Origin of the sequence: Permianibacter aggregans (genome assembly GCF_009756665.1) — a bacterium.
GTDB lineage: Bacteria > Pseudomonadota > Gammaproteobacteria > Enterobacterales > Permianibacteraceae > Permianibacter > Permianibacter aggregans.
On the sequence record NZ_CP037953.1, the window covers coordinates 1,487,591 to 1,511,519 of the forward strand.

Consider the following 23,929-nt stretch of genomic DNA (forward strand, 5'->3'; position numbering starts at 1 on the left):
ATGCGTCGCGCTGACCGACTGTTCCAAATCGTCCAGATCCTGCGTCGCGGTAAGGTGGTTACCGCAGCGCAGATTGCCGACGAATTGGAGGTCAGCGAACGCACGGTTTATCGCGACCTGAGCGATTTGTCGGCGCGTGGCGTGCCGCTGCGTGCCGAAGCCGGTGTCGGGTACGCACTGGAAAAAGGCTTCGACATTCCGCCGCTGATGTTTACCGGTCAGGAACTGGAAGCCATTGTTATCGCCTCCCGCATTCTGGAAAGCTGGGCCGATAGCGAAACGCGAAAACAGATTCGTGCGGCGCTGGAAAAAATTGAGCAAGCGCTACCGAAAACACTAAGAGAAAAACCATCGCGAGTACGGGTATTCGCACCCGACTTCATGACTGTCGCGGATATCTGGCAAGCGCTACCAGCCTTGCGCTCGGCGATCAACGAACAACGCAAATGCCATTTTCATTATCGCGACGAACACGGGCGCGAAAGCGAACGCACTATTCGCCCGCTGGCCGTGTATTTCTGGGGCAAAGTCTGGACCTGTGTTGGCTGGTGCGAAATGCGTGGAGATTTTCGTCATTTTCGCCTTGATCGGATGCGCGAGTTTTTGACGCTGGCGGAACGCTTTCAGGATGAGCCGGGGAAAACTCTGCAGGATTTTGAGGCGATATTGCGGGCCTGTGAGTTTGAGCAAAAGGTGAATGCACCGGCAGATTGATTTCGTTTGGCGCTTTACCGTTGCCACGCTCATAGCCAACGACTTGTCATTCCCGCGAAGGCGGGAATCCAGTAAATAACCGAATTTTTATTTTTCAGGGCTTATTCGCCCTTTAGAACTTTTCTCGACTTTATGGTTTGCCGGGTCTCGCCCCGGCGGGCGAAGTACTTTCTCTTGTTCGCGCAAGAGAAAGTACTCAAAGAGAAGCGCGCCCCGAAGCGCCAGGTTGGTTTTGCTACTTCGACAAGGCAGTTCCGGCATCGACAGGCTTACAGCTCGGGCCGCGCTGACTCGGCATCCATGCCTCAACAGCGCTTCAACCGCTGTCCCTGCGGTTGTACCTGGCCTCCAGCCTGTCGCTACCGGCTGGCGCATACGGGGCCCCGTTTTTTCTTTTCGATAATGGTTTCTTCGTTCAAAACAACTCAGAAACAATTCTTAGCAAAATTAGCTTGAAAACGAACCCAATCGCGCTCTCTGCCGAAGCAACTGATTCACCGTCCGACAACGCTCAGCGGTAAACACCGCCTGCAACTCATTCAACGCCTGAGCAAAATCATCATTGACGACAATGTAATCAAACTCAGCACAATGACTGATTTCGGTTTTCGCCGCCGCCAAGCGTTTGGTGATCACCTCTTCGCTATCGGTGCCGCGCCCACGCAGGCGCTGTTCCAGCACGGTCATATCCGGCGGCAGGATGAAAATCGAGCGACAATCGGGCCATTGCTGGCGCATTTGCGCCGCGCCCTGCCAATCGATTTCCAGAATGACATCGATGCCGGCGTTCAGTTGCTCGTTGACCCATTCGCGCGAGGTGCCATAACAATTGCCGTGCACGATGGCGTGCTCGTAAAACGCATTGCGCGCCACCATCGCCTGGAATTCATCGACGCTGACGAAAAAATAATGTACGCCATGCTGCTCGCCTTCGCGTTTGTTGCGGGTAGTGAACGACACCGACAAGCGCACATCAGGTGTCGTTTCCAGCAGCTTTTTCACCAGCGTGGTTTTACCGGTGCCGGAAGCAGCCGACACGATGAACAGCGTACCAAGCGTGGTACTGGGTTGTTTGGACATGGATACGCCTTATTCGATGTTCTGGACTTGTTCGCGCATTTGTTCGATATAGACTTTCAATTCCACCGAAATCGCTGTCGACTCCGGTGTCGTCGATTTCGAGCCGAGGGTGTTGGCCTCACGGTGCAATTCCTGAATCAGAAAATCGAGACGTCGTCCTATCGTTCCGCCATTTCTCAATAGGCGACGAATTTCGGTGACGTGGGTGTTCAGCCGGTCGAGTTCTTCTTCAACGTCAATTCGTTGGGCAAACAGCACCATTTCCTGCTCCAACCGGGTTGGCTCCAGTTCAACTTTGGCTTCTTCAAAACGAGCCAGTAGTTTCTCGCGCTGTTTGATTTTTGTTTCCGGCATCAGCACAAAGGCTTTTTTCACTTGCTCTTCAATGCCATCCAAGCGTTCACGCAGTAATTGCGCCAAGGATTCGCCTTCGCGGGCGCGCATCGCGATTAAATCATCGAGCGCTTGTTCAAACAAATCGGTGGCTTGCTTCATCAATGCTTCGGCATCGGACTCGGCGGTTTGCAGCACACCGGGCCAGCGCAGAATATCGGAATGCGACAGCGATTTGCCTTCAACCCCCATCGCGGTCAAACGCAGGCTCAATTGCTGCAATTGCATGACCAGCGCTTCATTGACGGCTGGCAAATTGGCGGCGGCGGCCGGTTCGTAACGCAAGGTGCAGTCGAGTTTGCCGCGCCCCAGTTTTTGCTTGGCGCTTTCGCGAATGGCCGGCTCCAATACCCGCAAGGTTTCCGGCAAGCGCAGATTGGTTTCCAGAAAACGCTGGTTGACCGAGCGGATTTCCCATACCAGTGTGCCGAGCTCCGAGGTGTGTTCGCGTCGGGCAAAGGCGGTCATGCTGTAAATCATGGCGTGCAACTCTTGCAATGAGGGTCGCTAGTTTAGCAATTAAAGCAGATTGATGCGGTTATAATGCCGGTTTTCCTCAGCCAAACAGGTCTCCCCGCATGCGTCCAAGCCAACGCACCGCCAATCAATTGCGCCCGTATACGCTCACCCGCCAATACACCCGTCATGCCGAAGGTTCGGTGCTGGTCGAGTGTGGCGACACCAAGGTGATTTGTACGGCGTCGGTCATTGAGGGCGTGCCGCGCTTTCTTAAGGGCAAAGGCCAAGGCTGGTTGACGGCTGAGTACGGCATGCTGCCACGGGCGACCCATACCCGCAGCGACCGCGAATCGAGCCGTGGTAAACAGGGTGGCCGCACGCTGGAAATTCAGCGCCTGATCGGTCGCGCCTTGCGCTCGGCGGTCAGTCTTGAGCAGCTTGGTGAATTCACGCTCACCATTGATTGCGATGTCATTCAGGCTGATGGCGGCACTCGTTGCGCTTCGATTACCGGTGCTTGCGTGGCGCTGTACGACGCCGTCCAATACATGCGTAAAAACAATCTGGTCAAAGGCAATCCGTTCCGGCATTGGGTTTCGGCGATCAGTGTTGGTATTTTTCAAGGCGAGCCGGTTCTGGATTTGGATTATCCGGAAGATTCCGGCTGTGAAACCGACATGAATATCGTCATGACCGAAACCGGCGGCTTTATTGAAGTGCAAGGCACGGCTGAAGGCGAAGCTTTCTCGACCGAGCAACTTACCTCATTGTTGGAGCTCGGCCGTCAGGGCTGCCGCGAGTTGTTTGATATTCAGCGTCAGAGTGTTGGTGCGTAAAGCAGGCCTGAAAAAAATACCCCCCCTAGCCCCCGCCCAGCCGACAGAGCGGCTGGCGCTGCGCCGGAATCACTGTGCACTGGCACAGTGATTTTTAACCGACTCGCCCTTGTCAGGAGGGGAAATAAAAAAAGCCCGCGATTGCGGGCTTTTTTTATTTCTGACGCTTAGTGTGAGTGGCAACCGCCACCACCACAACCGCCGTGGCCATGTTCGTGTTCATGCGCGTGCTCATCGTCATCATCGTGATGATGACCGCCACCGCAGCAGCCGCCACCGCCATGGGTGTGACCGTGCAGAATTTCTTCCGCGGTAGCATCGCGAACGTCAACAACTTCGACCGCGAAGTGCAGTTCAACACCGGCCAGCTCGTGGTTGCCGTCAACGGTGACCGTGTCATCGCCGACTTCGGTAACGGTGATGACCACCGGGCCGTTGCCGCCGGTCGCCTGGAATTGTTGGCCGATTTCAATGGTGTCGATACCGGCAAACATCGAACGCGGCAGCACCTGAATCAGATCTTCGCTGCGCTCACCGTAGCCCTCTTTCGGGTCGACGACGACGTCGAGCTTGTCGCCGACGTTCTTGCCGAGCATGGCGCTTTCCAGACCGGGAATGATGTTGCCCATGCCCTGGATGTATTGCAACGGCTCGTTGCCTTCGGAACTGTCGATCACCGCGCCGGACGGATCACGCAGGGTGTAATGGATGCTAACCACCTTGTGTTCGGCGATCGTCATAGGGGACTCCTGAAACCATACTTCTGCAGAAAGGGGCGGCATTGTACGCTTTTTGCGCAATAGTTGCGTTTGTTTTTCCTCAAGTTTCTTGCGTACCATTGACCCCCCTTTCCCAGCGATACCTAAGACCAGCAAATATGAAAACCTGGCTTTCTGTACTGTTTGTTTGTGCCAGCTCTGCTGCGATAGCCGATGCCGATTGGCATTCGTTCGCCGAACCCGAGCAGGTGCGCAGCACCCATCTGAGCCTCGATCTGAAGGTCGACTTTGAACAGAAAACGCTGAGTGGCACCGCCACCCACATGATCAAGCGAGTCAACAAAGACGCCAGCGAGTTTGTCGTCGACACCCGCGATCTGCTGATCAAAGCCGTCAAAGCCGGCGACAAAACCTTGAAAGACACGCCATTCACGCTGGCGCCGCTGGATGAAATTCGCGGCCAGGCGCTGCGTATTCAGTTGCCGAAAAACGCCAGCAAGGTCGAAATTCATTACAGCAGTCAGCCGCAGGCATCCGGCCTGCAATGGCTCAGCAAGGAAATGACCGCCGGCAAACAGCAACCGTTCATGTTCTCGCAAGCACAAGCGATTCATGCCCGCAGCTTTATTCCGCTGCAGGACTCACCGCAAGTGCGTATCACTTACGACGCCGTCATTCACACGCCGAAAGCGCTGCGCGCGGTGATGAGCGCCGATAATGATCCGAAAGCCGCGCTGAATGGCCGCTTCACATTCAAGATGCCGCAAGCGATCCCATCGTATTTGATCGCCATTGCTGTCGGTGATTTGGAATTCGCGGCGATGAGCGATCGCACCGGCGTTTACGCTGAGCCATCGATGATTAAAGCCTCGGTACATGAATTCGCCGACACCGAAAAAATGGTGCAAATCACCGAGCAGATGTACGGCCCTTACGCCTGGGATCGGTACGACCTGCTGATTTTGCCGCCAAGCTTTCCGTTCGGTGGCATGGAAAATCCGCGCTTAAGTTTTATCACACCAACGGTGCTTGCTGGTGATCGCTCGCAGGTGTCATTGATCGCCCACGAACTGGCGCATAGCTGGTCCGGTAATCTGGTGACCAACTCGACCTGGCGCGATCTGTGGATCAACGAAGGTTTCACCTCGTACCTGGAAAATCGCATCATGGAAGAAATCTATGGTCGCGATCGCGCGGTCATGGAGCAGGTGCTGTCACTGCAGGAATTGGCGGTCGACATGAAGGAAACCATCGAAGTCGACCAGACGCTGACGCCGAAAGTTGTTGGCCGCGATCCGGATGATACGTTCAGCCGCATTCCGTATGTCAAAGGTCAGTTCTTCCTGCATTACCTGGAAGAAAAATTCGGTCGTGAACGGTTTGATGCCTTCCTGAAAAAATACTTTGCTGATCATGCGTTCGGCACCATCAATACCGAACAGTTCTACCAGTATCTGCAACAGCATTTACTGGCACAGGCGCCTACACTGGTCAGCAAAGCCAAAGTGGAAGAATGGTTATACGGCACCGGCATGCCGAAAGATGCGCCGCGGCCTTACACCGATCGCTTTGCTCAGGTGGAAAAGCAATGGCAGGCCTTTGTCAGTGGCAGAACGCCTGCTGAAAAGCTTGCGACCAAAGAATGGGGCATGCACGAGTGGGCGCATTTCCTGAACCAGTTGTTGCAAAAGCCAACCGCCGAGCAAATGGCCAAACTCGACAAGGCCTTCAAGCTGACCGAAACGCGTAACAACGAGCTGGCATTCAGCTGGTTATTGGCTTCGATCAAAGCCGATTACCAACCGGCAAGAAAGCGCCTGGAGCATTATTTAATTTCGATTGGCCGTCGCAAGTTCGTCATTCCGCTGTATCAGGAACTGGCGAAGACGCCAACGAACAAAGCCTGGGCGCAGAAAGTGTTTGCTGAAGCGAAAGTGGGTTATCACCCGATTACCACTACTTCCGCTGAAAAAGCTTTGCAGTAATCTTCAACAAAAAAAGGCCCTGCACTGCAGGGCCTTGTTCTTTTCATCTCGATTAGAAACTGAATGTTACCCGGGCATCATAACCGCTTTCGATTACATCGCCCGATTTGTAGCCGACGCCGAGCGCTAGATTGTCAGTAAATTCGTAATCCAGACCGGCGCGGAATACCCACTCATCGTCCTCCAGCAACAACTCACTGTCATCTTCATCAAAAAGATAACGATTTGCCGACGCTCTGAGTGCAAAGGCGCCAAGTGGGATTCGCGCATTAACGCCAACGTTCCAGGCCGTTACATCCAACTCACTACGAATGGGCTCCGGAATACAGGCTTGCGGACAATCCAGCGAATCGAAATCGAAACTACCGAAAGAGGTGTAACCGGCTTCAAGGCCGACAATATCAAATAATTGATATGACAAACCCAGCTCGTAGCCGCCAGCCTCGTCATCAACCGACTCCAATGATGCGGACCGCGTTACGGTTTTATCAATGGTGTTCTGATTGACGCCGGCAAAGAAAGACCAATCGGCAAACGCATTGGCCGAAACGGCTGACAAGGCTACCAGCACACCTGCTCGTATGACGCTCATGTTTTCTCCTTCAGTGGACAAGAATTATTGATCAACCGGATTTACCCAGCGATTGATCGGCAGTACCCGTTGAATTTGTTGCTCCAATTCCAGCAAGGCTTCGCGTTTATCGAATTCGTGACAGCCCAAATCGTGATGCAAGGACCATGATGCATTTTCGCGTTGGTAGCTGAGGCGAAGGTAACTGTGGTCGGTCGCGTACAGTTCGCAATGGGCACTATCGATACGCTCCGGCAATGACAAGGCTTGGATTGATTGATAGAGCGAGAACAGCTTTGCCGTTTGCTCGGCCATCAGCACACCTTGATGACGGCCGGTTTGTTGGGTGTGACGTTCACCGATATAGACATATTGGCCATCGCGCTGCACTTCAAAACGATAGACCGGGCAAAAACCAAAACAAGGGCCTTGTTCATAAACCAGCGACTCGTTCGGCGGTGATGAGGTTGCGGACGTGGCCTGCGGCGTCTGACAACCACTGATCAGACACGTAATGGCCACGAGTTTGAGTAGCCCATGCATTGCACTACCTGCCGTAAAAGTTGGCGATGGCAGGTTTTATAACATCGCCAAGCTGAACGGCAGTTAAATAGCAATGATCAAGTTTTTCGATGAATCGCCAACGGTCCGTGCGCTTGCGATACTGGCATGATTTCAATGCTGTTGATATTGACGTGCTTGGGCTGTTTCAACGCCCAGGCAACGGACTCGGCGATATCTTCTGGTTGTAAGGCATTGGCGCCTTTATAAACCGTTGCCGCTTTTTCGACATCGCCTTTGAAACGCACCAGTGAAAATTCACTGCCGCCGACCAAGCCCGGCTCGATATTGGTTACCCGAATGCCGGTGCCGAGCAGATCAGCGCGCAAATTGCGGGCAAACTGTTCGACAAACGCTTTTGTCGCACCGTAGGCGTTACCGCCGGGATAAGCATAGGCGCCGGCAATTGAGCCCATCATGACCAAGTGACCTTTTTGACGCTCGACCATGCCCGGCAAAATCAAACGCGTCATCAACGCCAATGCCGTGCAATTGGTGTCGATCATTTGCTGCCAATCCTGCCAGTCAGCACGATGAGCAGGCTCCAATCCCAGCGCCAGACCGGCGTTGTTGATCAGCACGTCAATGTCGGCAAATTCAGCAGGAATCGCCGCTATGGCGGCGCGCACCGCTTCCTGCTCACGCAGATCACAGGCAATCAGGTGTGAAGAAACCGGGAGCTGCTCCGCCAGCGCCTGTAATTTTTCCAAGCGGCGCGCCAGCAAAATCAAATCGTAACCTTCATCAGCCAGGCGTGTGGCGATGGCGGCACCAAACCCGGTTGAAGCGCCGGTGATCAATGCAACGGGCCGTTTTGCCATGGATTTTTCCTCGTTGTTAAGCTTAGGCTAGGGGCTCATGGCCCAATGGCCGCAAGTTTAACGTTTCGAGACCTGTTCATGCACGATCATCACGGACACTCTCATGGACACAGCCACCATCACCACCACGGTGAGGGCAACTTGCAGTTGGCGTTCTGGCTGAACCTGCTGTTCTCGATTGTTGAGTTCATCGGCGGCTGGTTTACCAACTCGCTGGCGATCATGTCTGATGCCCTGCACGATTTCGGCGACGCGCTGGCGATTGGTATGGCCTGGCGTCTGGAGCGGCATGCCAAGAAGGAGGCGGATCGAAAATTCTCCTACGGTTATCGCCGCTTTTCGCTGCTCGGTGCGTTTATCAATGCGGTGATTCTGATCGTCGGTAGCGTCATCATTCTGTCGCAGGCATTGCCACGGCTTTGGTCACCAGAACCCGTACACGCCGAAGGCATGTTTGGTTTGGCTTTGCTTGGTGTGGCCGTTAATGGCTTTGCTGCCTGGCGACTGCGTAACGACAAGACCCAGAATGCCCGCGTGCTCGCCTGGCATTTGTACGAGGATTTGCTCGGCTGGGTTGCAGTGCTGGTCGCCTCGATCGTCATGCTGATCAAATCCATGCCGATTCTCGACCCACTGCTTTCGGTGCTGATTACGCTGTGGATTCTGTACAACGTGCTGCGCCATTTCAAACAAACCGCGAATCTGTTTTTGCAGGGCGTGCCGGATTCCGTTTCACTTGATGACATTGAAACCGAGCTGAAGAAAATCGCCGGCGTAGTAGATTGCCATCACACCCATCTCTGGTCACTGGATGGCGAACACCATGTACTAACCACGCATCTGGTCGTTGGCGAACAGACCGATAAGCAGGAGCGACAGCAGATCAAAAAAGCTGTTCGTGCGCTGATGCCACATTGGCAGATTACCCATAGCACGATCGAATTCGAATGGGCTTCGGACGATTGTTCGATGGCGGATAGAGAACAAGGGAAGTGCTGAGTGTGGTTCCCCCTCCTGACAAGGAGGAGGATCAAAGCAACATTACGTCCAGCTTAATACCACTTTGCCAGAATTCCCCGAAGCCATTGTTTCAAAGCCTTGCTGGAATTCATCGACCGGAAATTGATGGGTGATGATCGGTGTTAAGTCGAGACCAGATTGAATCATCGCGACCATCTTGTACCAGGTTTCGTACATTTCACGGCCGTAAATGCCTTTGATGATCAGGCCCTTGAAAATCACCTGATTCCAGTCGATCGCGGCCTCTGAAGGCGGAATGCCGAGCATCGCTATTTTGCCGCCATGATTCATCACTTCCAGCATCGAACGGAAGGCTTGCGGCACACCGGACATTTCCAGTCCGACATCAAAGCCTTCGTTCATTTTCAGTTCTTTCATGACGTCTTTGATGTTTTCCTTGCTGACGTTGACGGCGCGGGTCGCGCCCATTTTCTTCGCCAGCCCCAAGCGGTATTCGTTGACGTCGGTGATGACGATATGACGGGCGCCGACATGACGGCAGATCGCCACGGCCATGATGCCAATCGGACCGGCACCGGTGATCAGCACGTCTTCACCGACCATTTCGAATGACAGCGCCGTGTGCGTGGCGTTACCGAACGGATCGAAAATGGCGGCGATTTCATCCGGAATATCATCAGGGATCGGAAAAGCGTTTTCGGCCGGAATGCTCAAGTACTCGGCAAACGCGCCGGTGCGGTTGACGCCGACGCCAACGGTGTTGCGGCACAAGTGACGACGACCGGCACGGCAGTTGCGGCAGTGGCCGCAGACCAAATGACCTTCACCGGAAACGCGCTGGCCAATTTTCAGGCCGCGCACTTCCGAACCAACTTCAGCGACAACGCCGACGTATTCGTGGCCAACGGCCATCGGCACCGGAATGGTTTTCTGTGCCCAATCATCCCATTTGTAGATGTGCATGTCGGTACCGCAGATCGCGGTCTTGGTGATTTTGATCAGCACATCATTCGGGCCGACTTGTGGCTTTGGTGCATCGACCATCCAAATGCCCGGTTCTGCTTTGGCTTTCGCAAGGGTTTTCATGTTTCACCTGTTTGAATTCGCGCCTTCTGTTTGTCTTTGTCGTTTTCGACAAACCCGTTGCCGTCGAGGCATTCGGCGCACGGGACTCCCTTTTCGGAGAGCAACAAAAATTGCTGAAGATTGGGTTACTTGATCACACCCAGTTCACGACCGACTTTGGCAAATGCTGCGACGGCCTTGTCGATATGATGCGTTTCATGCGCTGCCGACATCTGCGTGCGGATGCGGGCCTGACCTTTCGGCACCACCGGGAAGGAAAAGCCAATGACGTAAATGCCTTCTTTCAGCATCCGGTTGGCAAATTCTTTCGCCAACGCGGCATCGCCGAGCATGACCGGGATAATCGGATGATCGGCACCGGCCAAGGTAAAGCCGAGTGCGCTCATTTTCTCGCGGAAGTAGGCGGCATTCTTACGCAGCTTATTGCGCAGGTGTTCACCGCCTTCGAGCAATTCCAGACAACGAATCGTTGCCGAAGCAATCGCCGGCATCAGCGTGTTCGAGAACAGATAAGGACGCGAACGGTTGCGCAGCCAATCGATGATTTCCTTGCGACCGGAGGTGTAGCCACCGGATGCGCCACCGAGCGCTTTGCCCAGCGTGCCGGTGATGATGTCGACGCGATCCATAACGCCACAGAATTCATGAGTGCCGCGACCTTTGTCACCAATAAAGCCGACGGCATGCGAGTCATCGACCATGACCATGGCGCCGTATTTGTCGGCCAGATCGCAAACCGCTTTCAGGTTGGCGATGATGCCATCCATCGAGAACACACCATCGGTCGCGATCAATTTGAAGCGGCAGCCTTCAGCTTCTTTCAGCTTGGCTTCCAGATCGGCCATGTCGTTGTTGTTGTAGCGAAAGCGTTTGGCTTTGCACAGACGCACACCATCGATGATCGAAGCGTGATTGAGTGCGTCGCTGATCACCGCATCTTCTTCGCCGAGCAGGGTTTCAAATAAACCGCCGTTGGCGTCAAAGCAGGACGAATACAGAATGGTGTCTTCGGTGCCGAGAAACTTCGACAAGCGCTGCTCCAGATCCTTGTGCACTTTTTGCGTGCCGCAGATAAAACGCACCGAGGCCATGCCGAAACCGTTTTGATCGAGCGAGCTTTTGGCCGCTTCAATTAATTGTTTGTTGTTGGCAAGGCCAAGATAGTTGTTGGCGCAGAAGTTGATGACCGATTCGCCGCTGGTGACATGAATGTCGGCCGTTTGCTGCGAATCGATGACTCGTTCGTCTTTGTATAGGCCGGTGGCTTTCAGTTCTTCGATTTGGCTTTGCAGATGCTGGAGAAAGGCGTCACGCATGAGAATTCAGATTCCTGGGGGCTGAATAGGCGGAAAGCCGTTATTTTAGCGGCTTTTCAAGCAGTACGTGGTCTTATCCCCGGCTTTGAACGTAAACGCAGGCGGCAATATTGCCCACAGACAGACCCGCGAAACCTGCTGCGGCGCATTTGTGCCAGGGGCTGTTGGCGTTTGCCAAATCGCTGCGTTGCCGCCCAGAGCGGCGCCAGGCAAGGCGCGAGGAGAGTGGTTTGGTCATTCCAAATGAACGACGAGCAACGCCGCATGGCGCTGTTCTGGGCGCAACCCGAAGGGACGGGCCGCCCGTGGCGCATTGCGGCGTCATTCGTCACTCATGTACGTCAAGTACACTGCGCTCCTCATTTCTGCGCCCCACAGGGACGTGGGAAGTGTCGCAAGCGCGTCAGGAACGCGCGCGACCACTGCGCCACGGGCGACTCCGTCGCAGTGACTTGGCAAACGCCAACAACCCCTTTATGTTTTCGCCTTTCCCGACCACGATTGCGACTACGATGAATAAACTGCTGACTGCCCTGTTGCTTACCATGTCCGCCACCATCAGCCACGGCGCCGATCGCATCACCGACGCCCCGTTTGCCACCCGCTCCGAAGTCATCGCGCCGAAAGCGATGGCCGCGACCAGCCAGCCGCTGGCGACCCAGGTGGCGCTCGACATCATGAAACAAGGCGGTAACGCCATCGATGCTGCCATCGCCGCCAATGCGGCCATCGGCCTGATGGAACCAACTGGCAACGGCATCGGCGGCGATTTGTACGCAATAGTCTGGGACGCGAAAAGCCAGAAGCTCTATGGTCTGAACGGCTCCGGCCGCTCACCGAAAGCACTGACGCTGGAGAAACTGAAAGCAGAACTCAACAAACTTGGTGTAAGCAACATCCCGGCCCATGGCCCGCTGCCGGTCAGCGTACCGGGCACCGTCGATGCCTGGTTCACGTTGCATAAACGCTTCGGCAAGTTGCCGATGAACAAGGTTTTGCAGCCGACCATCGACTACGCCACCGAGGGCTTCCCGGTCTCCGATGTCATTGCCTACTACTGGCAGCGCAGCACACCGGTGCTGAGCAAGTTTCCCGGCTTCAAGGAGCAGTTCACCCGCGACGGCAAGGCGCCGGTCAAAGGCGAGATGTGGCGCAATCCGCATTTGGCCTACACGCTGAAAACCATCGCCAGCAAAGGCCGCGACGGCTTCTACACCGGCAAAATCGCCAAGACCATTGCCGACTACGTGCAGGCCCAGGGCGGTTATTTGAGCGTCGAGGATCTGGCCAACCACCGCAGTGAATGGGTCGAGCCGGTGTCGACCGACTACCGCGGCTACACCGTTTGGGAGCTGCCGCCGAATACCCAGGGCATCGCCGCGCTGCAAACGCTGAATATTCTTGAAGGCTATGATTTTTCGAACATTTCATTCGGCTCTGCCGAGCACCTGCATCTGCTGACCGAGTCGATCAAACTGGCCTTTGCCGACCGGGCCAAGCTCTATGCCGATATGGATTTCTATAAAACCCCGGTCGACAGACTGATTTCCAAGGACTACGCCAACGAGCGCCGGAAACTCATCGACCCGAACCGGGCGATGAAAAAAGTCGCCGCCGGTCCGAAGGTGCTGCAGGAAGGCGACACCATTTACCTGACCACAGCCGACAAGGACGGCAACATGGTGTCACTGATCCAGAGCAATTACCGCGGCATGGGCTCCGGCATGACCCCGCCGGGCCTGGGCTTCATCCTGCAGGATCGCGGCGAGCTGTTCTCGCTGGAGGAAGGCCACGCCAACGTCTACGCACCGGGCAAGCGTCCGTTCCAGACCATCATCCCGGCCTTTATCACCAAGGACGGCAAGCCCTGGGTGTCGTTCGGCCTGATGGGCGGCGGCATGCAGCCGCAGGGCCATGTCCAGATCGTCATGAACCTGATCGATTTCGGCATGAACCTGCAGGAAGCCGGCGACGCGCCAAGGCTGTATTGGGAGTCGGTGCAGGAGCCGACCGGCGGCACGATGACCGACGGCGGTACCGTGCATCTGGAATCGGGTTTCGGCTGGGAAGTGATTCGCGGCCTGCTGCAAAAAGGCCATCAAGTGCAATGGGCGCTCGGCCCTTACGGCGGCTATCAGGCGATCCAGAAAGCCGACAACGGCGTATATATCGGCGCCAGTGAGTCGAGGAAGGACGGGCAAGCGGCCGGTTACTAGATAATTGTCCACCTCGGCGTACCCTTCAGACGGTACGCCGGTCTTTCGTTGTATAGCTTGCCGTCGCGGTAGCGCTTGTCACAAAAGCGGCCGCGCATTACCCTTGCACGCCCCGTGTTTAGTGGTATTGGCATGAAAAGCGTTCTGGTGCTCTGGTACTCGCAGAGTGGTCAACTGGCCCAAGTAATGGAACAGGTGGTTTTTCCGTTGCGCATGGCGTCGGATATCCGCCTCGAAGAGCGTCAGCTTGAGCCGCAAACACCCTACCCGTTTCCCTGGTCGTTCTGGCAGTTTCTCGATGCCTTTCCGGAAACCGTGACGCTGAAACCGGGACCGATCAAGCCGTTGCATCTGGACCTGAATCAGCGCTACGACCTGATCATCATCGGCTACCCGATTTGGTTCCTGTCGCCGCCACCGCCGCTGACCGCCTTTCTGCAAAGCGAAGAAGCCAAACGCTTGCTGCCGAATACCCCGGTGGTCACCGTTACCGCCTGCCGCAATATGTGGCTAATGGCGCAGGAAACGGTGAAAACCTTACTCAATCGCAATGGCGCCAATCATGTCGACCATATTGCCTTGACCGATCAGGGCGATGCCTTTTCAACATTTATCACGACACCACGCTGGATGTTGACCGGCAAGAAAAACGCGTTCTGGAAATTCCCGCCGGCCGGTGTTGCCCCCAGCGACATCAACGCCAGCTCGCGCTTTGGTGAGGCGATTAAGGAAGCGCTACGCAAAGGCCAACAGCAACGCAGTATGTTGCAAGGGCTCGGTGCCTGCGATGTCGATGCCCGTTTGATCGCCAGCGAAAAAATCGGCAAGCGCTCATTCACCATCTGGGGCACGTTACTGTCGAAACTCGGCAAACCCGGTTCATTTATCCGCCGCATTGGCCTTGGTATTTATGTCACGTTCCTGCTGGCGATGATCATTACCGTCGTGCCGATCACGATGCTGATTAAATTCCTGTTGCGGCCGCTGCTGAAGAACAAACTGGAGCAGTTGAAGCAACAGTTCGAACAACCTTCTGGTTCATCCCGGGACCGCATACGAACAGCATCATGAACGCTTACATCAATCGCATTGCGGCTTATCTGCCCAATGAACCGATCGCCAACGAGCAAATGGAACAATTGCTCGGCACGGTCAACAGCAAACCTTCACGCAGCAAGCGCATCGTGTTGCGCAACAATGGCATTCAAAAACGCCATTATGTGCTGTGTCCGAACACTGGTCAGCCGCGTTACAACAACGCCTCACTGACCGCGCAGGCTGTGCGCCGCTTGTGCGGCGAGCAATTCGCACTGGAACAACTCGATTGCCTGAGTGTCGGCACCTCGATGCCCGATCAACTGATGCCGAACCATGGCGTCATGGTTCATGGCGAACTCGGCAATCCGGCCTGCGAAGTCGTGACCACCGCCGGCATTTGTCTGGCTGGCACGACAGCGCTGAAATATGCCTGGATGAGCGTGCTGACCGGCCAGGCCGAACGGGCCGTGGCGACCGGTTCGGAAGTGGCGTCGCTGGTCATGCGTTCGCAGCAATTCGAAGCCGAAACGGCTGCGCGTATTCAGGCGCTGGAAGAAAATCCTGAACTCGCTTTCGAAAAAGATTTTCTGCGCTGGATGCTGTCCGATGCCGCCGGCGCGGTGCTGATTCAGTCGCGTCCGAACGCCGAGGATATTTCCTTGCGCATCGACTGGATTGATGTCTTTTCTTATGCTCATGAACTGCCCGCGTGCATGTATGCCGGCGCGGTCAAGGATGAAGCCGGCAAGCTGCGCGGCTGGAGCCAGTTCTCCCACGCCGAACTTGGCGCCCAGTCGGTCATGGCCGTCAAACAGGACGTCAAATTGCTGAACAGCAATGTCGTCAATTACTGCCTGGTGAAACCGCTGCAAAGTCTGAGGAAAAAACGCGGGCTTAGCGCCGAACAAATCGACTGGTTCCTGCCGCATATGTCCTCGTACTTTTTCGAGAAACCGATCGCCGAAGGCCTCGCGGAAATCGGCATGGCCATTCCGGCTGAGCGCTGGTTCACCAATCTGAAAGAGCGCGGTAACACCGGCTCGGCCTCCATCTATTTGATGCTGGAAGAAATCTTCAATCAGCGCGTCTGCCAAAAAGGCCAGCGCTTACTCTGCTTTGTGCCGGAAAGCGGGCGCTTTTCCAGCGCTTTCATTCATCTGACCGTGGTCTGAAACCATGCAGCAAAAAGACGTCAGCCAGACTCACAGCGACATTCTGCAAGGCCAGCGCAAAATCGTTTACGCGCTCGACGACAACGGCGAATACAAGCGCGTACCAAGCAGCGGCTGGGAGGCCGAGGAACTGGTCACCCAGGATGCCAATGACTGGTTCGATCAACAGGCCGCCGAGGCGCTGAGTGAATACCAGCGCGGCCAGTGTTCGATTCTGAAGTTTCATATGTTCAAGCGCCGGATGGACGCCGAAACCTTGAGTCAGGCCACCGGTATCTGGTTATGGCGGGTGCGCCGGCATTTACGCGCTGGCGGTTTTGAACAACTCAAATCTTCGCTGCAACAACGTTATGCCGAAGCACTGGGCGCCAGTGTCGAGCAACTGCTGACCATCGACGGCCAATAACCCTTTCAGGAAACCCCATGTCCGAGGCGACGACGTTTACCCATTACCAATCCGCGCACTGCGAAAGCGGCGTTTCTGCTTCGATGCTGCGCCATCATGGATTTCCGGTCAGCGAAGCGATGGTCTTTGGCTTGTCGAGCGCGCTGTCGTTTGCTTTTCTGCCATTCATCAAAATCAATCAGCTGCCGTTGATTGCCTACCGGATGCCTCCGCGTTTTATCGTCAACGGCCTGCGCAAGCTGCTGCAACTGCCGATGAAATTCGAAACCTTCGGCAATGCTGAAGCCGGCATGAAGCGACTGGATCAGTTGTTGGCCGAAGGCCGCGTCGTCGGCTTGCAGACCTCGGTATTTTTTCTGCCGTATTTTCCGCCGTCGATGCGCTTCCATTTCAATGCCCATAACCTGATGGTCATTGGCAAGGAAGGCGATGACTACCTGATCAGCGACCCGGTTTTCGAGAACGTTACCCGCTGTGCCAGTGCCGACTTGCAACGGGCGCGTTTTGTTCGTGGCGTATTGGCGCCAAAGGGTCTGCTGTATTTCCTCGACGGCGAACCGGGCAAAACTATCGATCGCGAGATGGTGCTGAAAGCGCTGAAGAAAACTTGCCGGATCATGCTGTATACGCCGGTGTCATTCATTGGTGCCAGCGGCGTCAAAAGCCTGGCCAAGGCGCTGAAGAAAATCAGTGGTAAAAAGGATGAGGCTTACATCAAACGCTACATCGGTCATGTGATTCGAATGCAAGAAGAAATCGGCACCGGCGGTGCTGGCTTTCGTTTTCTGTACGCGGCATTTCTGCAAGAAGCAGGGCAGCAGTTCAATTTACCCGAGCTGAAATCGTTCTCGACGAGATTAACTGCGATCGGTGACGAGTGGCGTGAGTTCGCCGTCAAGGCAGCGCGCATGAGCAAAGGCCGGTTGAAATTGAATACCTCGGAATTGATCACGTTTCTGGAAAACCTGTCGGCCGCGGAAGATCAATTTTTCCGCGACTTGTACGCCTACGTCAAAGCGCAGTAAGTCAGCAGCGATTTATTCCCGCATCAGCGCTTGCAAGCGCCAACTGGCCAACAACAACAGCAATAAACCGAGCGTAAACAACAGCGTTGTCGGCAACCACAATTGCCCGATATCAGCTTGACCGCTGAGCACTTCAATCAAGCCTTCCATGCCCCAGTTCATCGGCGAATAGGCAGCGAGCTCACGCATGAATTGTGGCATCACCAAGGTCGGCACCATGATGCCACCGATGGCGCCGAGCAGGATATTGCCGACACCGCCAAACATCGTTGCCTGCTCGGTGGTTTTCGCGACCGTTGCGATCAGGAAAGCCAAGCCCAATGCCGCTGCGCTGACCGCGGATATCATCAGCCACAGCGCCAGCCAATGCTCGCCGATAATCAAGGTATCGCCGCCAAACAGCGGCACCACATAACGGCCGACCAGCAACATCAATCCGGCTTGAATCAGATTGACCAGATGGAACGGCAGCCATTTACCGGCCAGGATCAGCAGCGGCGAAACGCGCATCGCGGCCAGACGCATCAATGTGCCCTGTTGACGCTCACCGATGATGACATTCGACAGCGGAATGACGACGAAAAACATGCCGAAGGTCAGCCAGGCAGGCACCGATTGTTGTACGGCGTTCAGTGCCTGTTGCTGTTCGACCAGATGACGAGCATTGACCTGAATTGATTTATCAACCGAGTAACTGCTGCCAAATTGTTTCAGTTGCGGATTCAATACCTTATTGATGCGCACAACGGCGAGCGCCCGTTCCAGGCGTGCTTGCAGCGCCTGAACAATGGCCATCGACACACTTGGCTTGGCCAGTATTTCCAAAGCAATGGGTTGATTGACGTTGTGCAAGTCGTCATCGAATTCTTCCGGCAGTACGATGGCCCAAACCACATCAGCCTGATGTAAATCCTCGATCACTGGCGAGCGATCGGAAAAGACTGTCGCCCCCTGCAATTGCATTTCTTCCAGCAGCCAGTCGAGTGCCTCCGAAGGTTGACCATAGACGATAGGTAAACCGGTGGCATGCAACGACGGTTTGAAGGTGTCTTTCAGCGCCAACGACATGACCAGAATGAACACGGCCGGCATCACGAACAGCACCAGCAAACCATGCCAATCACGCAGCAGGCAACGCCATTCTTTTTCCAGCAAGGCCAGCAGCTTCATGATCAATCCCGCAAACGATGATGAGTCAGTTGCATGAAAACCTGCTCCAGATGTTGATGGCCGCGGCGCATTGCAATGATTTGCGCGCCCTGCGCAGTAAACCACTGGCAAAGTTCGCTGATGGTATTTGACTGGGCGCAGGCAAAACGAAATTCATCGCGCTCGCGGGCCAGCAATGGTGTCGGTGCCAGGCTCCAGTCAAGCTGCTCAAACTCGCTCAAGGTAAACACCACTTCGCTGCTTTGCTGCTGCAATAACTCCGCGACCGAACCATTGGCCAGCAACACGCCGCGATCGACGATTGCGACTTCATCGCAAATCGCCTGCACCTCGTCCATATAATGCGAGGTGTACAGCACACTGATGCCGGTTGCCGCCAATTCACGGACGGCATTCAACAGGTAAGCACGCGATTGCGGATCGACACCAACGGTGGGTTCATCGAGCAGCAGCACATCGGGTTCGGCCAGCAAGCCAATGGCCAGGTTCAAACGCCGTTTCATGCCGCCGGAAAGTTGTGCCGCCTGTTTGTTCAGAAAGGCGCCGAGCTGGGCAATGTCGATGACTTTCGCGAGTGATTCCGCCGGCGCAGCGGTCGGCGTCATCCGGGAAAAAAATTTCAGATTTTCCGCGACGGTCAAGCTCGGATAAAACGCAAAATCCTGCGGCACCAGCGACACTCGTTTCGCTGACGAATACCATTCACCGCTGGCGGCTTTGCGCATGCCGGTGATGATCGAAATCAGCGTTGATTTGCCGGCGCCATTGGGCCCAAGCAAACCGAGAATGCGACCCGGATGCAGGGCCAGCGAGACGCCATTCAGGGCGTTTTCGGACGCGCCGGGATAGGCGTAACGGATATCGTTCAGCCGAATGATAGCGTTGGAGTTACAGCGAGCGCGGTCGGCCAAAACCAGGTCCATCCCCATTGCGAACTGAAATAAGTGGACAGAATCCACCGCTGTGCGCCCGCAAGCGGACGACGAAACCGATTGATGGCCAGCAACAAATCGCTGAGCACAAACAACGCCACCAAGACCAGCGTCCAGCACCAGAGGCCGCCGCGCTGCCAGCAGAGCAGGCCCGACAGCATCAGCAATATGACCAGACTGGCGCCATAAATGGTAACGCCGACCCGCAGCAAGCTTGAGCCCGGTCGCAACCAGCGCGCGATACTGCCACCGATGATCAATGCCGGCAAGGCCAGCAACAGCATTGTTGTCGTACTGAGCGTCAGTGGCTGCCAAAGCAACGCGATCAATAGCAAGTGACCAACGAGAAACGCCAACAGGCCAAGCAGAAATCCACGTTTGACCAGTAGCGCGACATCACCAAGCCAGCAGAACAGGAAATAGCCGGACAGCAACCACGGCACCGGGCCTTCGATACCGCTCTGCAGCGTATACAACATGATCAGTAGCGGCAGTGGCTTCAGCCACGGGTAGGCTTTCGATTGCCGGTCGCCGGCAATAGTCGCGGCGATGGCAGCGATGGCTGCGGCGGCAAGCCCGTAGACGAACATCAGAGATCGAACTGGCCGGTGTTCAACAAGACCAACGTGCAGGCCTCTTCAAAGGCTATGCCACTATCACGCAAGGCTTGCTGCACCTCTTCCGATTCGGTGCCTGGATTGAAAATGACCCGGCGCGGCTTCAGGCCGACGATGGCCGGGATCAGCGGTTTCAGCCGATCGGCGCCGAGATAGAGTGTCAATGTGTCGACCGGTTGCTTAATCTCGGACAGTTGCGGCACGACATCGATGCCATCGATGACTTTCCGGGTCGGGTGCACCGGTATCACCTTGTGACCGTGTTCGCGCAGTAACTTCTGCGCCTTGTTGGCGTAACGCTCGGGCTTGTCACTGGCGCCGAGTATGGCAACGGTTTGGCGGGTGGACATCGCGGCTCTCCAGAAAGGGACAGGGACCGCGAGCGGTCCCTGTGTCAGGGTAAAACCCCGGTTTACAGACTGAACTTGATCGGTATGTCGATCGTGTAAGGCTCGTCCGGCAGCTCTTTCGGCATTGCCGGTAGCGGCATGGTTTTGTTGACCATGTCGGTCATTTCCCGGTCTAACAGACGATGGCCAGTGCTTTCGACAATTTCGGTACCCAGCAGCGTACCGCGTTTGTCGACCGTTACCCGAATAACGCCCTCACCCTGCAATTTCTCGCGGAAAGCTTTGACCGGGTAATTGACGTTCTTCTTGAACAGGTTGATGGCATCGCGCTTGTAGTCACCGAACAACAAGTCGGGGTCAACAAAAGCCTGTTCCAGCAATGTGGTCGGCAGCTCCAGGCTGAGTACCGTCTCGGCCGGTTTCGGTTCTGGCTTCGGGGCCGGCTTGCTTGGCGCCGGTTTGGTTTCGGCCTGGGCGACTTCGGTTTTTGTTTCAGCCGGCTTGCTGTCCGCTGACTTACCGTTACTCGTTTTTTCCGCCGATGCAAGTGTCTCAGCCGGTTCTGGCTTGGTTTCAGCAGGCTTGCTGGCCGCAGGTTTTGGTTCGGCTTTTGCCGGTGCGGTGGCCACCACTTTCGGCTCAGGCTTCGCTTCCGGTTTGACTTCCGGCTTCGGCTCATCTTTGACCGCCGCGAAACTGCGATTCGGCAGCGGTAGCAAGGCTTCGTAGCTGGCGGTCAACTCGCTGGTGGCTTTAGCCGAATTGCCACCGAGAATGCCGGTTTTGAAACTTTGTGCCGGCGGGTTGTCGCCGACCCAGGAATTCAGCAGCAAGTTAAACAGCGCTCCGGATTTGACCGTTTTCAGCAGCGTGCCGTTGCCATATACCTTGACGCCCTGGCCCGGTACATGGTCGATATCGATGCGGTCACCGCGGCGCAGGTTTTCCTGAAATGCCGAGGCGAATTCGAGAATATATTGGCCCTGGCCCTGCCAGACCGCGCGGGGATTGTTCAAGGCGATGCGCTCTTTCAGCTTGCGCACCATTTCCCGCGATGACCAATTGTCCTGCAGGATTTTCATCGTCATCCGCTTCGGCACTGACTCATCGAGTGCCTCTTCGACGCTTTTGACATTGCCCGGCAGGTACAGCGCGCCCATGTAAACCTCGGTGCGCAGTTCCTGAGCATTCCCCAAACCAAACAGCGGCAATTCAGTGTTGGCGACACGCACGGTATCGGCAAACGCCGACGACAGGCTCAGCAACCAGCCAGTCAGCGCGAGGCGCCACATGACAGTTAAAGCTTTCATTTTGTAGTTCCGGCAGAGTTTACGGCGGTGGAACGGCGATATTCCAACAGCGTTTGGCGACAACGCTGTCTGAAAACGTTAACGGAATCACATTCATCCGTCCAGCGGAAAGCGAAGTCCAAAAGTCTTATCGGCGCTTGGCATATCGACGTTTACGGAAACGTAAAGCGAACAATGAGGCAAGAAAAAAGGGGCATTTGCCCCTTTTTTCTTTTGCCGATTACATCAGCTCTTTGCAGGTATCGCGTTCTTCCTGCAGCTCTTTTTCCGACTCTTTCATTTTGCCGACGATGAAGTCATCAGTGGCCAGATCGGTGATGATCGTCCATTCACCGTTTTTGCAGGTGACCGGATACGAGTAGATCAAACCTTTCTCAATGCCGTAGCTGCCATCGGAGGCAACCGCCATTGACGTCCAGTCGCCATCAGCGGTGCCGAGCACCCAGTCGTGCATGTGGTCAACAACAGCGTTGGCAGCGGAAGCGGCGCTCGATGCACCACGGGCGGCAATGACGGCCGCGCCGCGCTTGGCAACCGTCGGCATAAAGGTGTCTCGGGTCCAGGCTTGGTCGTTGACAACGCTTGGCGCCGCTTTGCCGTTGACCAGCGCATGGGTGATGTCCGGTACCTGGGTCGTCGAGTGGTTGCCCCAGATGATGAATTTCTTGATGTCAGCGACTTTGCTACCGGCTTTTTCGGCCAGCTGGTGCAGACCACGGTTGTGATCGAGACGTGTCAGCGCGGTGATGTTGCGCGGATTGATGCTCGGGGCATTCTTGCTGAGGATGTAGGCGTTGGTGTTGGCCGGGTTGCCGACCACGACGATCTTGATGTTCTTGCTGGCGACCTTGTCGATGATTTTTCCGAGGCTGGAGAAGATTTTGCCGTTGTCTTTCAGCAGATCGCTGCGCTCCATGCCCGGACCGCGCGGCTTGGCGCCGACCAGCAGGCCGTAATCGGCATCCTTGAATGCCACTTCAGCGTTATCGGTCGGCACAATGCCGTGCAACAGCGGAAACGCGCAGTCATTCAGCTCCATCGCCACCGCTTCCAGCACTTTCAGGGCCGGAGTGATTTCCAGCAATTGCAGAATCACCGGCTGGTCCTTGCCAAACATTTCGCCATTGGCGACACGGAACAGCAGGGAATAACAGATTTGGCCGGCGGCGCCGGTCACCGCTACGCGTACAGGTTGTTTCATGGCAGATCCTTAACGTTGAGCAAACCGGCCGGAAACGGCCGGGTGGACTGGATTTCGAGGGCGCAAACTTTAGCATAAATCTCTGCCCAATCGAGCCGGCGCCGACTATGCTTTTAGCTCTATTCCGCTGTTGCTTGCTCCCCACCATATCGATGCTTCGATACCGATTCACCTGCTTATTGTTGCTTGCGCTGCTTACCGGCACCTTGCCGTTGATGGCGGCCGACCCCGCGCCGGAGCGGATTCTGCTCGACGAGAATCATCCGCCATTCAGCTACCGTGATGCCGATGGCAAGCCACAAGGACTCAGCCTGGAACTCAGTCGACTGCTGATCAAGCAACTGCAGTGGCCAACCTCGGTGGAATTGATCAGTTGGGCGCGGGCAGAAAGCCGTCTGCGCGCCGGCGAACCGGTGTTAATTGGCGCCACACTCCGCACCACCGAACGGGAACGACAAGACTATTTGCAATGGTCGCTGCGATTATTCTCGCAGCACAACTACCTCTACCGTTTACGCGAACGGCAAAGCGAACTACCGGTGTCATCATTGCGCGACTTGAACCGTTACCGCATTGGTACGGTTGCTCGCAGCGGCAGCTACCAACAATTGCTACAGGCCGGCGTTCAACCGGGGAACATCGATACCGTCAGTCATGGCTTGCAGAATGTTGACAAGCTACTGCGGCGACGTGTCGACTTCATCACGATGCAACCGGCGATGCTGCATCATTTTGCCCGCCATCACCATGCCGATATCGCCCGTTTTGACGTCGCGCTGACCTTGGCCGATATCAGTGAATTCTATCTCTGTGCCCCTCGCGTCGCGCCAGAGTCGTGGACAGCAGACTTGCAGCGCAGCTGGCAACAATTGGAACAGCAAGGTCAATTCACCGCGATTCGACAGCGGTATGGCTTGAGCAAATAGCATCAGTTTGGTCCAACCGGATACCTAGACAGAACAATTGGTTA

General features: G+C 55.5%; 24 protein-coding genes. 10 read left to right on the top strand and 14 right to left on the bottom strand.

What is annotated here, in order from left to right; translation table 11 throughout:
• On the top strand, positions 1-714 hold the full coding sequence (locus tag E2H98_RS06860; RefSeq protein ID WP_133588576.1) for a helix-turn-helix transcriptional regulator: 714 nt from the start codon (positions 1-3) through the stop codon (positions 712-714).
• Positions 715-1,161: 447 nt separating this feature from the next.
• On the opposite strand, the gene gmk is transcribed toward E2H98_RS06860, so the two are convergent.
• Both gmk and E2H98_RS06870 read right to left on the bottom strand, forming a co-directional pair.
• Positions 1,162-1,794 carry a guanylate kinase gene (gene gmk, locus E2H98_RS06865; protein WP_133588574.1) on the bottom strand — a complete coding sequence of 211 codons (633 nt, stop codon included), beginning with the start codon at positions 1,792-1,794 and terminating at the stop codon, positions 1,162-1,164.
• 9 nt (positions 1,795-1,803) lie between these two features.
• Entirely contained in the window at positions 1,804-2,667 is an 864-nt protein-coding gene (locus tag E2H98_RS06870) for a YicC/YloC family endoribonuclease (RefSeq protein ID WP_133588572.1), read from the bottom strand.
• Between the two features lie 98 nt (positions 2,668-2,765).
• Here E2H98_RS06870 and rph point away from each other — a divergent pair, with 98 nt between their 5' ends.
• The gene (gene rph / locus E2H98_RS06875; protein WP_133588570.1) at positions 2,766-3,482 is read left to right on the top strand and encodes a ribonuclease PH; all 717 of its coding nucleotides are present in this window, start codon (positions 2,766-2,768) and stop codon (positions 3,480-3,482) included.
• Positions 3,483-3,649: 167 nt separating this feature from the next.
• On the opposite strand, the gene E2H98_RS06880 is transcribed toward rph, so the two are convergent.
• On the bottom strand, positions 3,650-4,222 hold the full coding sequence (locus E2H98_RS06880) for an FKBP-type peptidyl-prolyl cis-trans isomerase (protein WP_133588568.1): 573 nt from the start codon (positions 4,220-4,222) through the stop codon (positions 3,650-3,652).
• Between the two features lie 137 nt (positions 4,223-4,359).
• On the opposite strand from E2H98_RS06880, the gene E2H98_RS06885 reads away from it, so the two are divergent.
• On the top strand, positions 4,360-6,186 hold the full coding sequence (locus E2H98_RS06885) for a M1 family metallopeptidase (RefSeq protein WP_133588566.1): 1,827 nt from the start codon (positions 4,360-4,362) through the stop codon (positions 6,184-6,186).
• Between the two features lie 52 nt (positions 6,187-6,238).
• Here the strand turns inward: E2H98_RS06885 and E2H98_RS06890 are convergent, their stop codons facing one another.
• From E2H98_RS06890 to E2H98_RS06900, 3 genes are all read right to left on the bottom strand, one after another.
• Positions 6,239-6,778 (bottom strand): porin, encoded by a 540-nt coding sequence (locus E2H98_RS06890; protein WP_133588564.1) that lies wholly within the window; start codon positions 6,776-6,778, stop codon positions 6,239-6,241.
• Between the two features lie 24 nt (positions 6,779-6,802).
• Positions 6,803-7,300 carry a DUF6438 domain-containing protein gene (locus E2H98_RS06895; RefSeq protein WP_133588562.1) on the bottom strand — a complete coding sequence of 166 codons (498 nt, stop codon included), beginning with the start codon at positions 7,298-7,300 and terminating at the stop codon, positions 6,803-6,805.
• A gap of 77 nt (positions 7,301-7,377) precedes the next feature.
• Entirely contained in the window at positions 7,378-8,139 is a 762-nt protein-coding gene (locus tag E2H98_RS06900) for an SDR family NAD(P)-dependent oxidoreductase (protein ID WP_133588560.1), read from the bottom strand.
• A gap of 78 nt (positions 8,140-8,217) precedes the next feature.
• Here E2H98_RS06900 and E2H98_RS06905 point away from each other — a divergent pair, with 78 nt between their 5' ends.
• Positions 8,218-9,138, top strand: a complete 921-nt coding sequence (locus E2H98_RS06905) for a cation diffusion facilitator family transporter (RefSeq protein WP_198325254.1) — start codon at positions 8,218-8,220, stop codon at positions 9,136-9,138.
• A 42-nt stretch (positions 9,139-9,180) separates the two neighbouring features.
• Here E2H98_RS06905 and tdh read toward each other — a convergent pair whose 3' ends face one another.
• A complete protein-coding gene (gene tdh, locus E2H98_RS06910; protein WP_133588557.1) occupies positions 9,181-10,206 on the bottom strand; it encodes an L-threonine 3-dehydrogenase in 1,026 nt (341 codons plus the stop codon).
• A 125-nt stretch (positions 10,207-10,331) separates the two neighbouring features.
• Entirely contained in the window at positions 10,332-11,522 is a 1,191-nt protein-coding gene (locus E2H98_RS06915) for a glycine C-acetyltransferase (protein ID WP_133588554.1), read from the bottom strand.
• Positions 11,523-12,034: 512 nt separating this feature from the next.
• Between E2H98_RS06915 and ggt the strand changes: the two genes are divergently transcribed.
• From ggt to E2H98_RS06940, 5 genes are all read left to right on the top strand, one after another.
• Positions 12,035-13,738 carry a gamma-glutamyltransferase gene (ggt, locus tag E2H98_RS06920; RefSeq protein ID WP_133588552.1) on the top strand — a complete coding sequence of 568 codons (1,704 nt, stop codon included), beginning with the start codon at positions 12,035-12,037 and terminating at the stop codon, positions 13,736-13,738.
• A gap of 132 nt (positions 13,739-13,870) precedes the next feature.
• On the top strand, positions 13,871-14,809 hold the full coding sequence (locus E2H98_RS06925) for a dialkylrecorsinol condensing enzyme (RefSeq protein WP_133588550.1): 939 nt from the start codon (positions 13,871-13,873) through the stop codon (positions 14,807-14,809).
• On the top strand, positions 14,806-15,948 hold the full coding sequence (locus tag E2H98_RS06930; protein ID WP_133588549.1) for a beta-ketoacyl-ACP synthase III: 1,143 nt from the start codon (positions 14,806-14,808) through the stop codon (positions 15,946-15,948). The genes E2H98_RS06925 and E2H98_RS06930 overlap by 4 nt, the downstream gene beginning before the upstream one ends.
• A 4-nt stretch (positions 15,949-15,952) precedes the next feature.
• Positions 15,953-16,354 carry a hypothetical protein gene (locus E2H98_RS06935; protein ID WP_133588547.1) on the top strand — a complete coding sequence of 134 codons (402 nt, stop codon included), beginning with the start codon at positions 15,953-15,955 and terminating at the stop codon, positions 16,352-16,354.
• Positions 16,355-16,371: 17 nt separating this feature from the next.
• Complete coding sequence (locus E2H98_RS06940; RefSeq protein ID WP_133588545.1) at positions 16,372-17,379, top strand: BtrH N-terminal domain-containing protein; 1,008 nt, start codon at positions 16,372-16,374, stop codon at positions 17,377-17,379.
• Positions 17,380-17,391: 12 nt separating this feature from the next.
• On the opposite strand, the gene E2H98_RS06945 is transcribed toward E2H98_RS06940, so the two are convergent.
• The 6 genes from E2H98_RS06945 to E2H98_RS06970 all read right to left on the bottom strand — a co-directional run bounded on the left by E2H98_RS06945 (position 17,392) and on the right by E2H98_RS06970 (position 22,959).
• Entirely contained in the window at positions 17,392-18,549 is a 1,158-nt protein-coding gene (locus E2H98_RS06945) for an ABC transporter permease (RefSeq protein ID WP_133588543.1), read from the bottom strand.
• A 2-nt stretch (positions 18,550-18,551) separates the two neighbouring features.
• Positions 18,552-19,460: an ABC transporter ATP-binding protein gene (locus E2H98_RS06950; protein ID WP_198325255.1), complete on the bottom strand. Its 909-nt coding sequence runs from the start codon at positions 19,458-19,460 to the stop codon at positions 18,552-18,554.
• Positions 19,415-20,071, bottom strand: coding sequence for a lysoplasmalogenase (locus E2H98_RS06955; RefSeq protein ID WP_133588538.1), 657 nt, complete (start codon positions 20,069-20,071; stop codon positions 19,415-19,417). The genes E2H98_RS06950 and E2H98_RS06955 overlap by 46 nt, the downstream gene beginning before the upstream one ends.
• Positions 20,071-20,448, bottom strand: a complete 378-nt coding sequence (locus E2H98_RS06960) for a CoA-binding protein (RefSeq protein ID WP_133588536.1) — start codon at positions 20,446-20,448, stop codon at positions 20,071-20,073. Before E2H98_RS06960 ends, E2H98_RS06955 begins: the two co-directional genes overlap by 1 nt.
• 62 nt (positions 20,449-20,510) lie before the next feature.
• Positions 20,511-21,758, bottom strand: coding sequence for a TonB family protein (locus E2H98_RS06965; protein ID WP_133588534.1), 1,248 nt, complete (start codon positions 21,756-21,758; stop codon positions 20,511-20,513).
• A 220-nt stretch (positions 21,759-21,978) separates the two neighbouring features.
• Positions 21,979-22,959, bottom strand: a complete 981-nt coding sequence (locus E2H98_RS06970) for a malate dehydrogenase (RefSeq protein ID WP_133588532.1) — start codon at positions 22,957-22,959, stop codon at positions 21,979-21,981.
• A gap of 152 nt (positions 22,960-23,111) precedes the next feature.
• Here E2H98_RS06970 and E2H98_RS06975 point away from each other — a divergent pair, with 152 nt between their 5' ends.
• Positions 23,112-23,885 carry a substrate-binding periplasmic protein gene (locus E2H98_RS06975; protein ID WP_157591286.1) on the top strand — a complete coding sequence of 258 codons (774 nt, stop codon included), beginning with the start codon at positions 23,112-23,114 and terminating at the stop codon, positions 23,883-23,885.
• The last annotated feature ends 44 nt before the right edge of the window (positions 23,886-23,929 follow it).

Excerpts from the sequence above, each read along its gene's own strand:
- E2H98_RS06860 (WP_133588576.1), top strand. The coding sequence starts at position 1 with ATGCGTCGCGCTGACCGACTGTTCCAAATCGTCCAGATCCTGCGTCGC.
- E2H98_RS06900 (WP_133588560.1), bottom strand. The coding sequence starts at position 8,139 with ATGGCAAAACGGCCCGTTGCATTGATCACCGGCGCTTCAACCGGGTTT.
- E2H98_RS06970 (WP_133588532.1), bottom strand. The coding sequence starts at position 22,959 with ATGAAACAACCTGTACGCGTAGCGGTGACCGGCGCCGCCGGCCAAATC.
- E2H98_RS06895 (WP_133588562.1), bottom strand. The coding sequence starts at position 7,300 with ATGCATGGGCTACTCAAACTCGTGGCCATTACGTGTCTGATCAGTGGT.
- tdh (WP_133588557.1), bottom strand. The coding sequence starts at position 10,206 with ATGAAAACCCTTGCGAAAGCCAAAGCAGAACCGGGCATTTGGATGGTC.
- ggt (WP_133588552.1), top strand. The coding sequence starts at position 12,035 with ATGAATAAACTGCTGACTGCCCTGTTGCTTACCATGTCCGCCACCATC.
- E2H98_RS06870 (WP_133588572.1), bottom strand. The coding sequence starts at position 2,667 with ATGATTTACAGCATGACCGCCTTTGCCCGACGCGAACACACCTCGGAG.
- E2H98_RS06935 (WP_133588547.1), top strand. The coding sequence starts at position 15,953 with ATGCAGCAAAAAGACGTCAGCCAGACTCACAGCGACATTCTGCAAGGC.
- gmk (WP_133588574.1), bottom strand. The coding sequence starts at position 1,794 with ATGTCCAAACAACCCAGTACCACGCTTGGTACGCTGTTCATCGTGTCG.
- E2H98_RS06925 (WP_133588550.1), top strand. The coding sequence starts at position 13,871 with ATGAAAAGCGTTCTGGTGCTCTGGTACTCGCAGAGTGGTCAACTGGCC.
- E2H98_RS06940 (WP_133588545.1), top strand. The coding sequence starts at position 16,372 with ATGTCCGAGGCGACGACGTTTACCCATTACCAATCCGCGCACTGCGAA.
- E2H98_RS06955 (WP_133588538.1), bottom strand. The coding sequence starts at position 20,071 with ATGTTCGTCTACGGGCTTGCCGCCGCAGCCATCGCTGCCATCGCCGCG.
- E2H98_RS06885 (WP_133588566.1), top strand. The coding sequence starts at position 4,360 with ATGAAAACCTGGCTTTCTGTACTGTTTGTTTGTGCCAGCTCTGCTGCG.
- E2H98_RS06945 (WP_133588543.1), bottom strand. The coding sequence starts at position 18,549 with ATGAAGCTGCTGGCCTTGCTGGAAAAAGAATGGCGTTGCCTGCTGCGT.
- rph (WP_133588570.1), top strand. The coding sequence starts at position 2,766 with ATGCGTCCAAGCCAACGCACCGCCAATCAATTGCGCCCGTATACGCTC.
- E2H98_RS06915 (WP_133588554.1), bottom strand. The coding sequence starts at position 11,522 with ATGCGTGACGCCTTTCTCCAGCATCTGCAAAGCCAAATCGAAGAACTG.
- E2H98_RS06960 (WP_133588536.1), bottom strand. The coding sequence starts at position 20,448 with ATGTCCACCCGCCAAACCGTTGCCATACTCGGCGCCAGTGACAAGCCC.
- E2H98_RS06975 (WP_157591286.1), top strand. The coding sequence starts at position 23,112 with ATGCTTCGATACCGATTCACCTGCTTATTGTTGCTTGCGCTGCTTACC.
- E2H98_RS06905 (WP_198325254.1), top strand. The coding sequence starts at position 8,218 with ATGCACGATCATCACGGACACTCTCATGGACACAGCCACCATCACCAC.
- E2H98_RS06930 (WP_133588549.1), top strand. The coding sequence starts at position 14,806 with ATGAACGCTTACATCAATCGCATTGCGGCTTATCTGCCCAATGAACCG.
- E2H98_RS06880 (WP_133588568.1), bottom strand. The coding sequence starts at position 4,222 with ATGACGATCGCCGAACACAAGGTGGTTAGCATCCATTACACCCTGCGT.
- E2H98_RS06965 (WP_133588534.1), bottom strand. The coding sequence starts at position 21,758 with ATGAAAGCTTTAACTGTCATGTGGCGCCTCGCGCTGACTGGCTGGTTG.
- E2H98_RS06890 (WP_133588564.1), bottom strand. The coding sequence starts at position 6,778 with ATGAGCGTCATACGAGCAGGTGTGCTGGTAGCCTTGTCAGCCGTTTCG.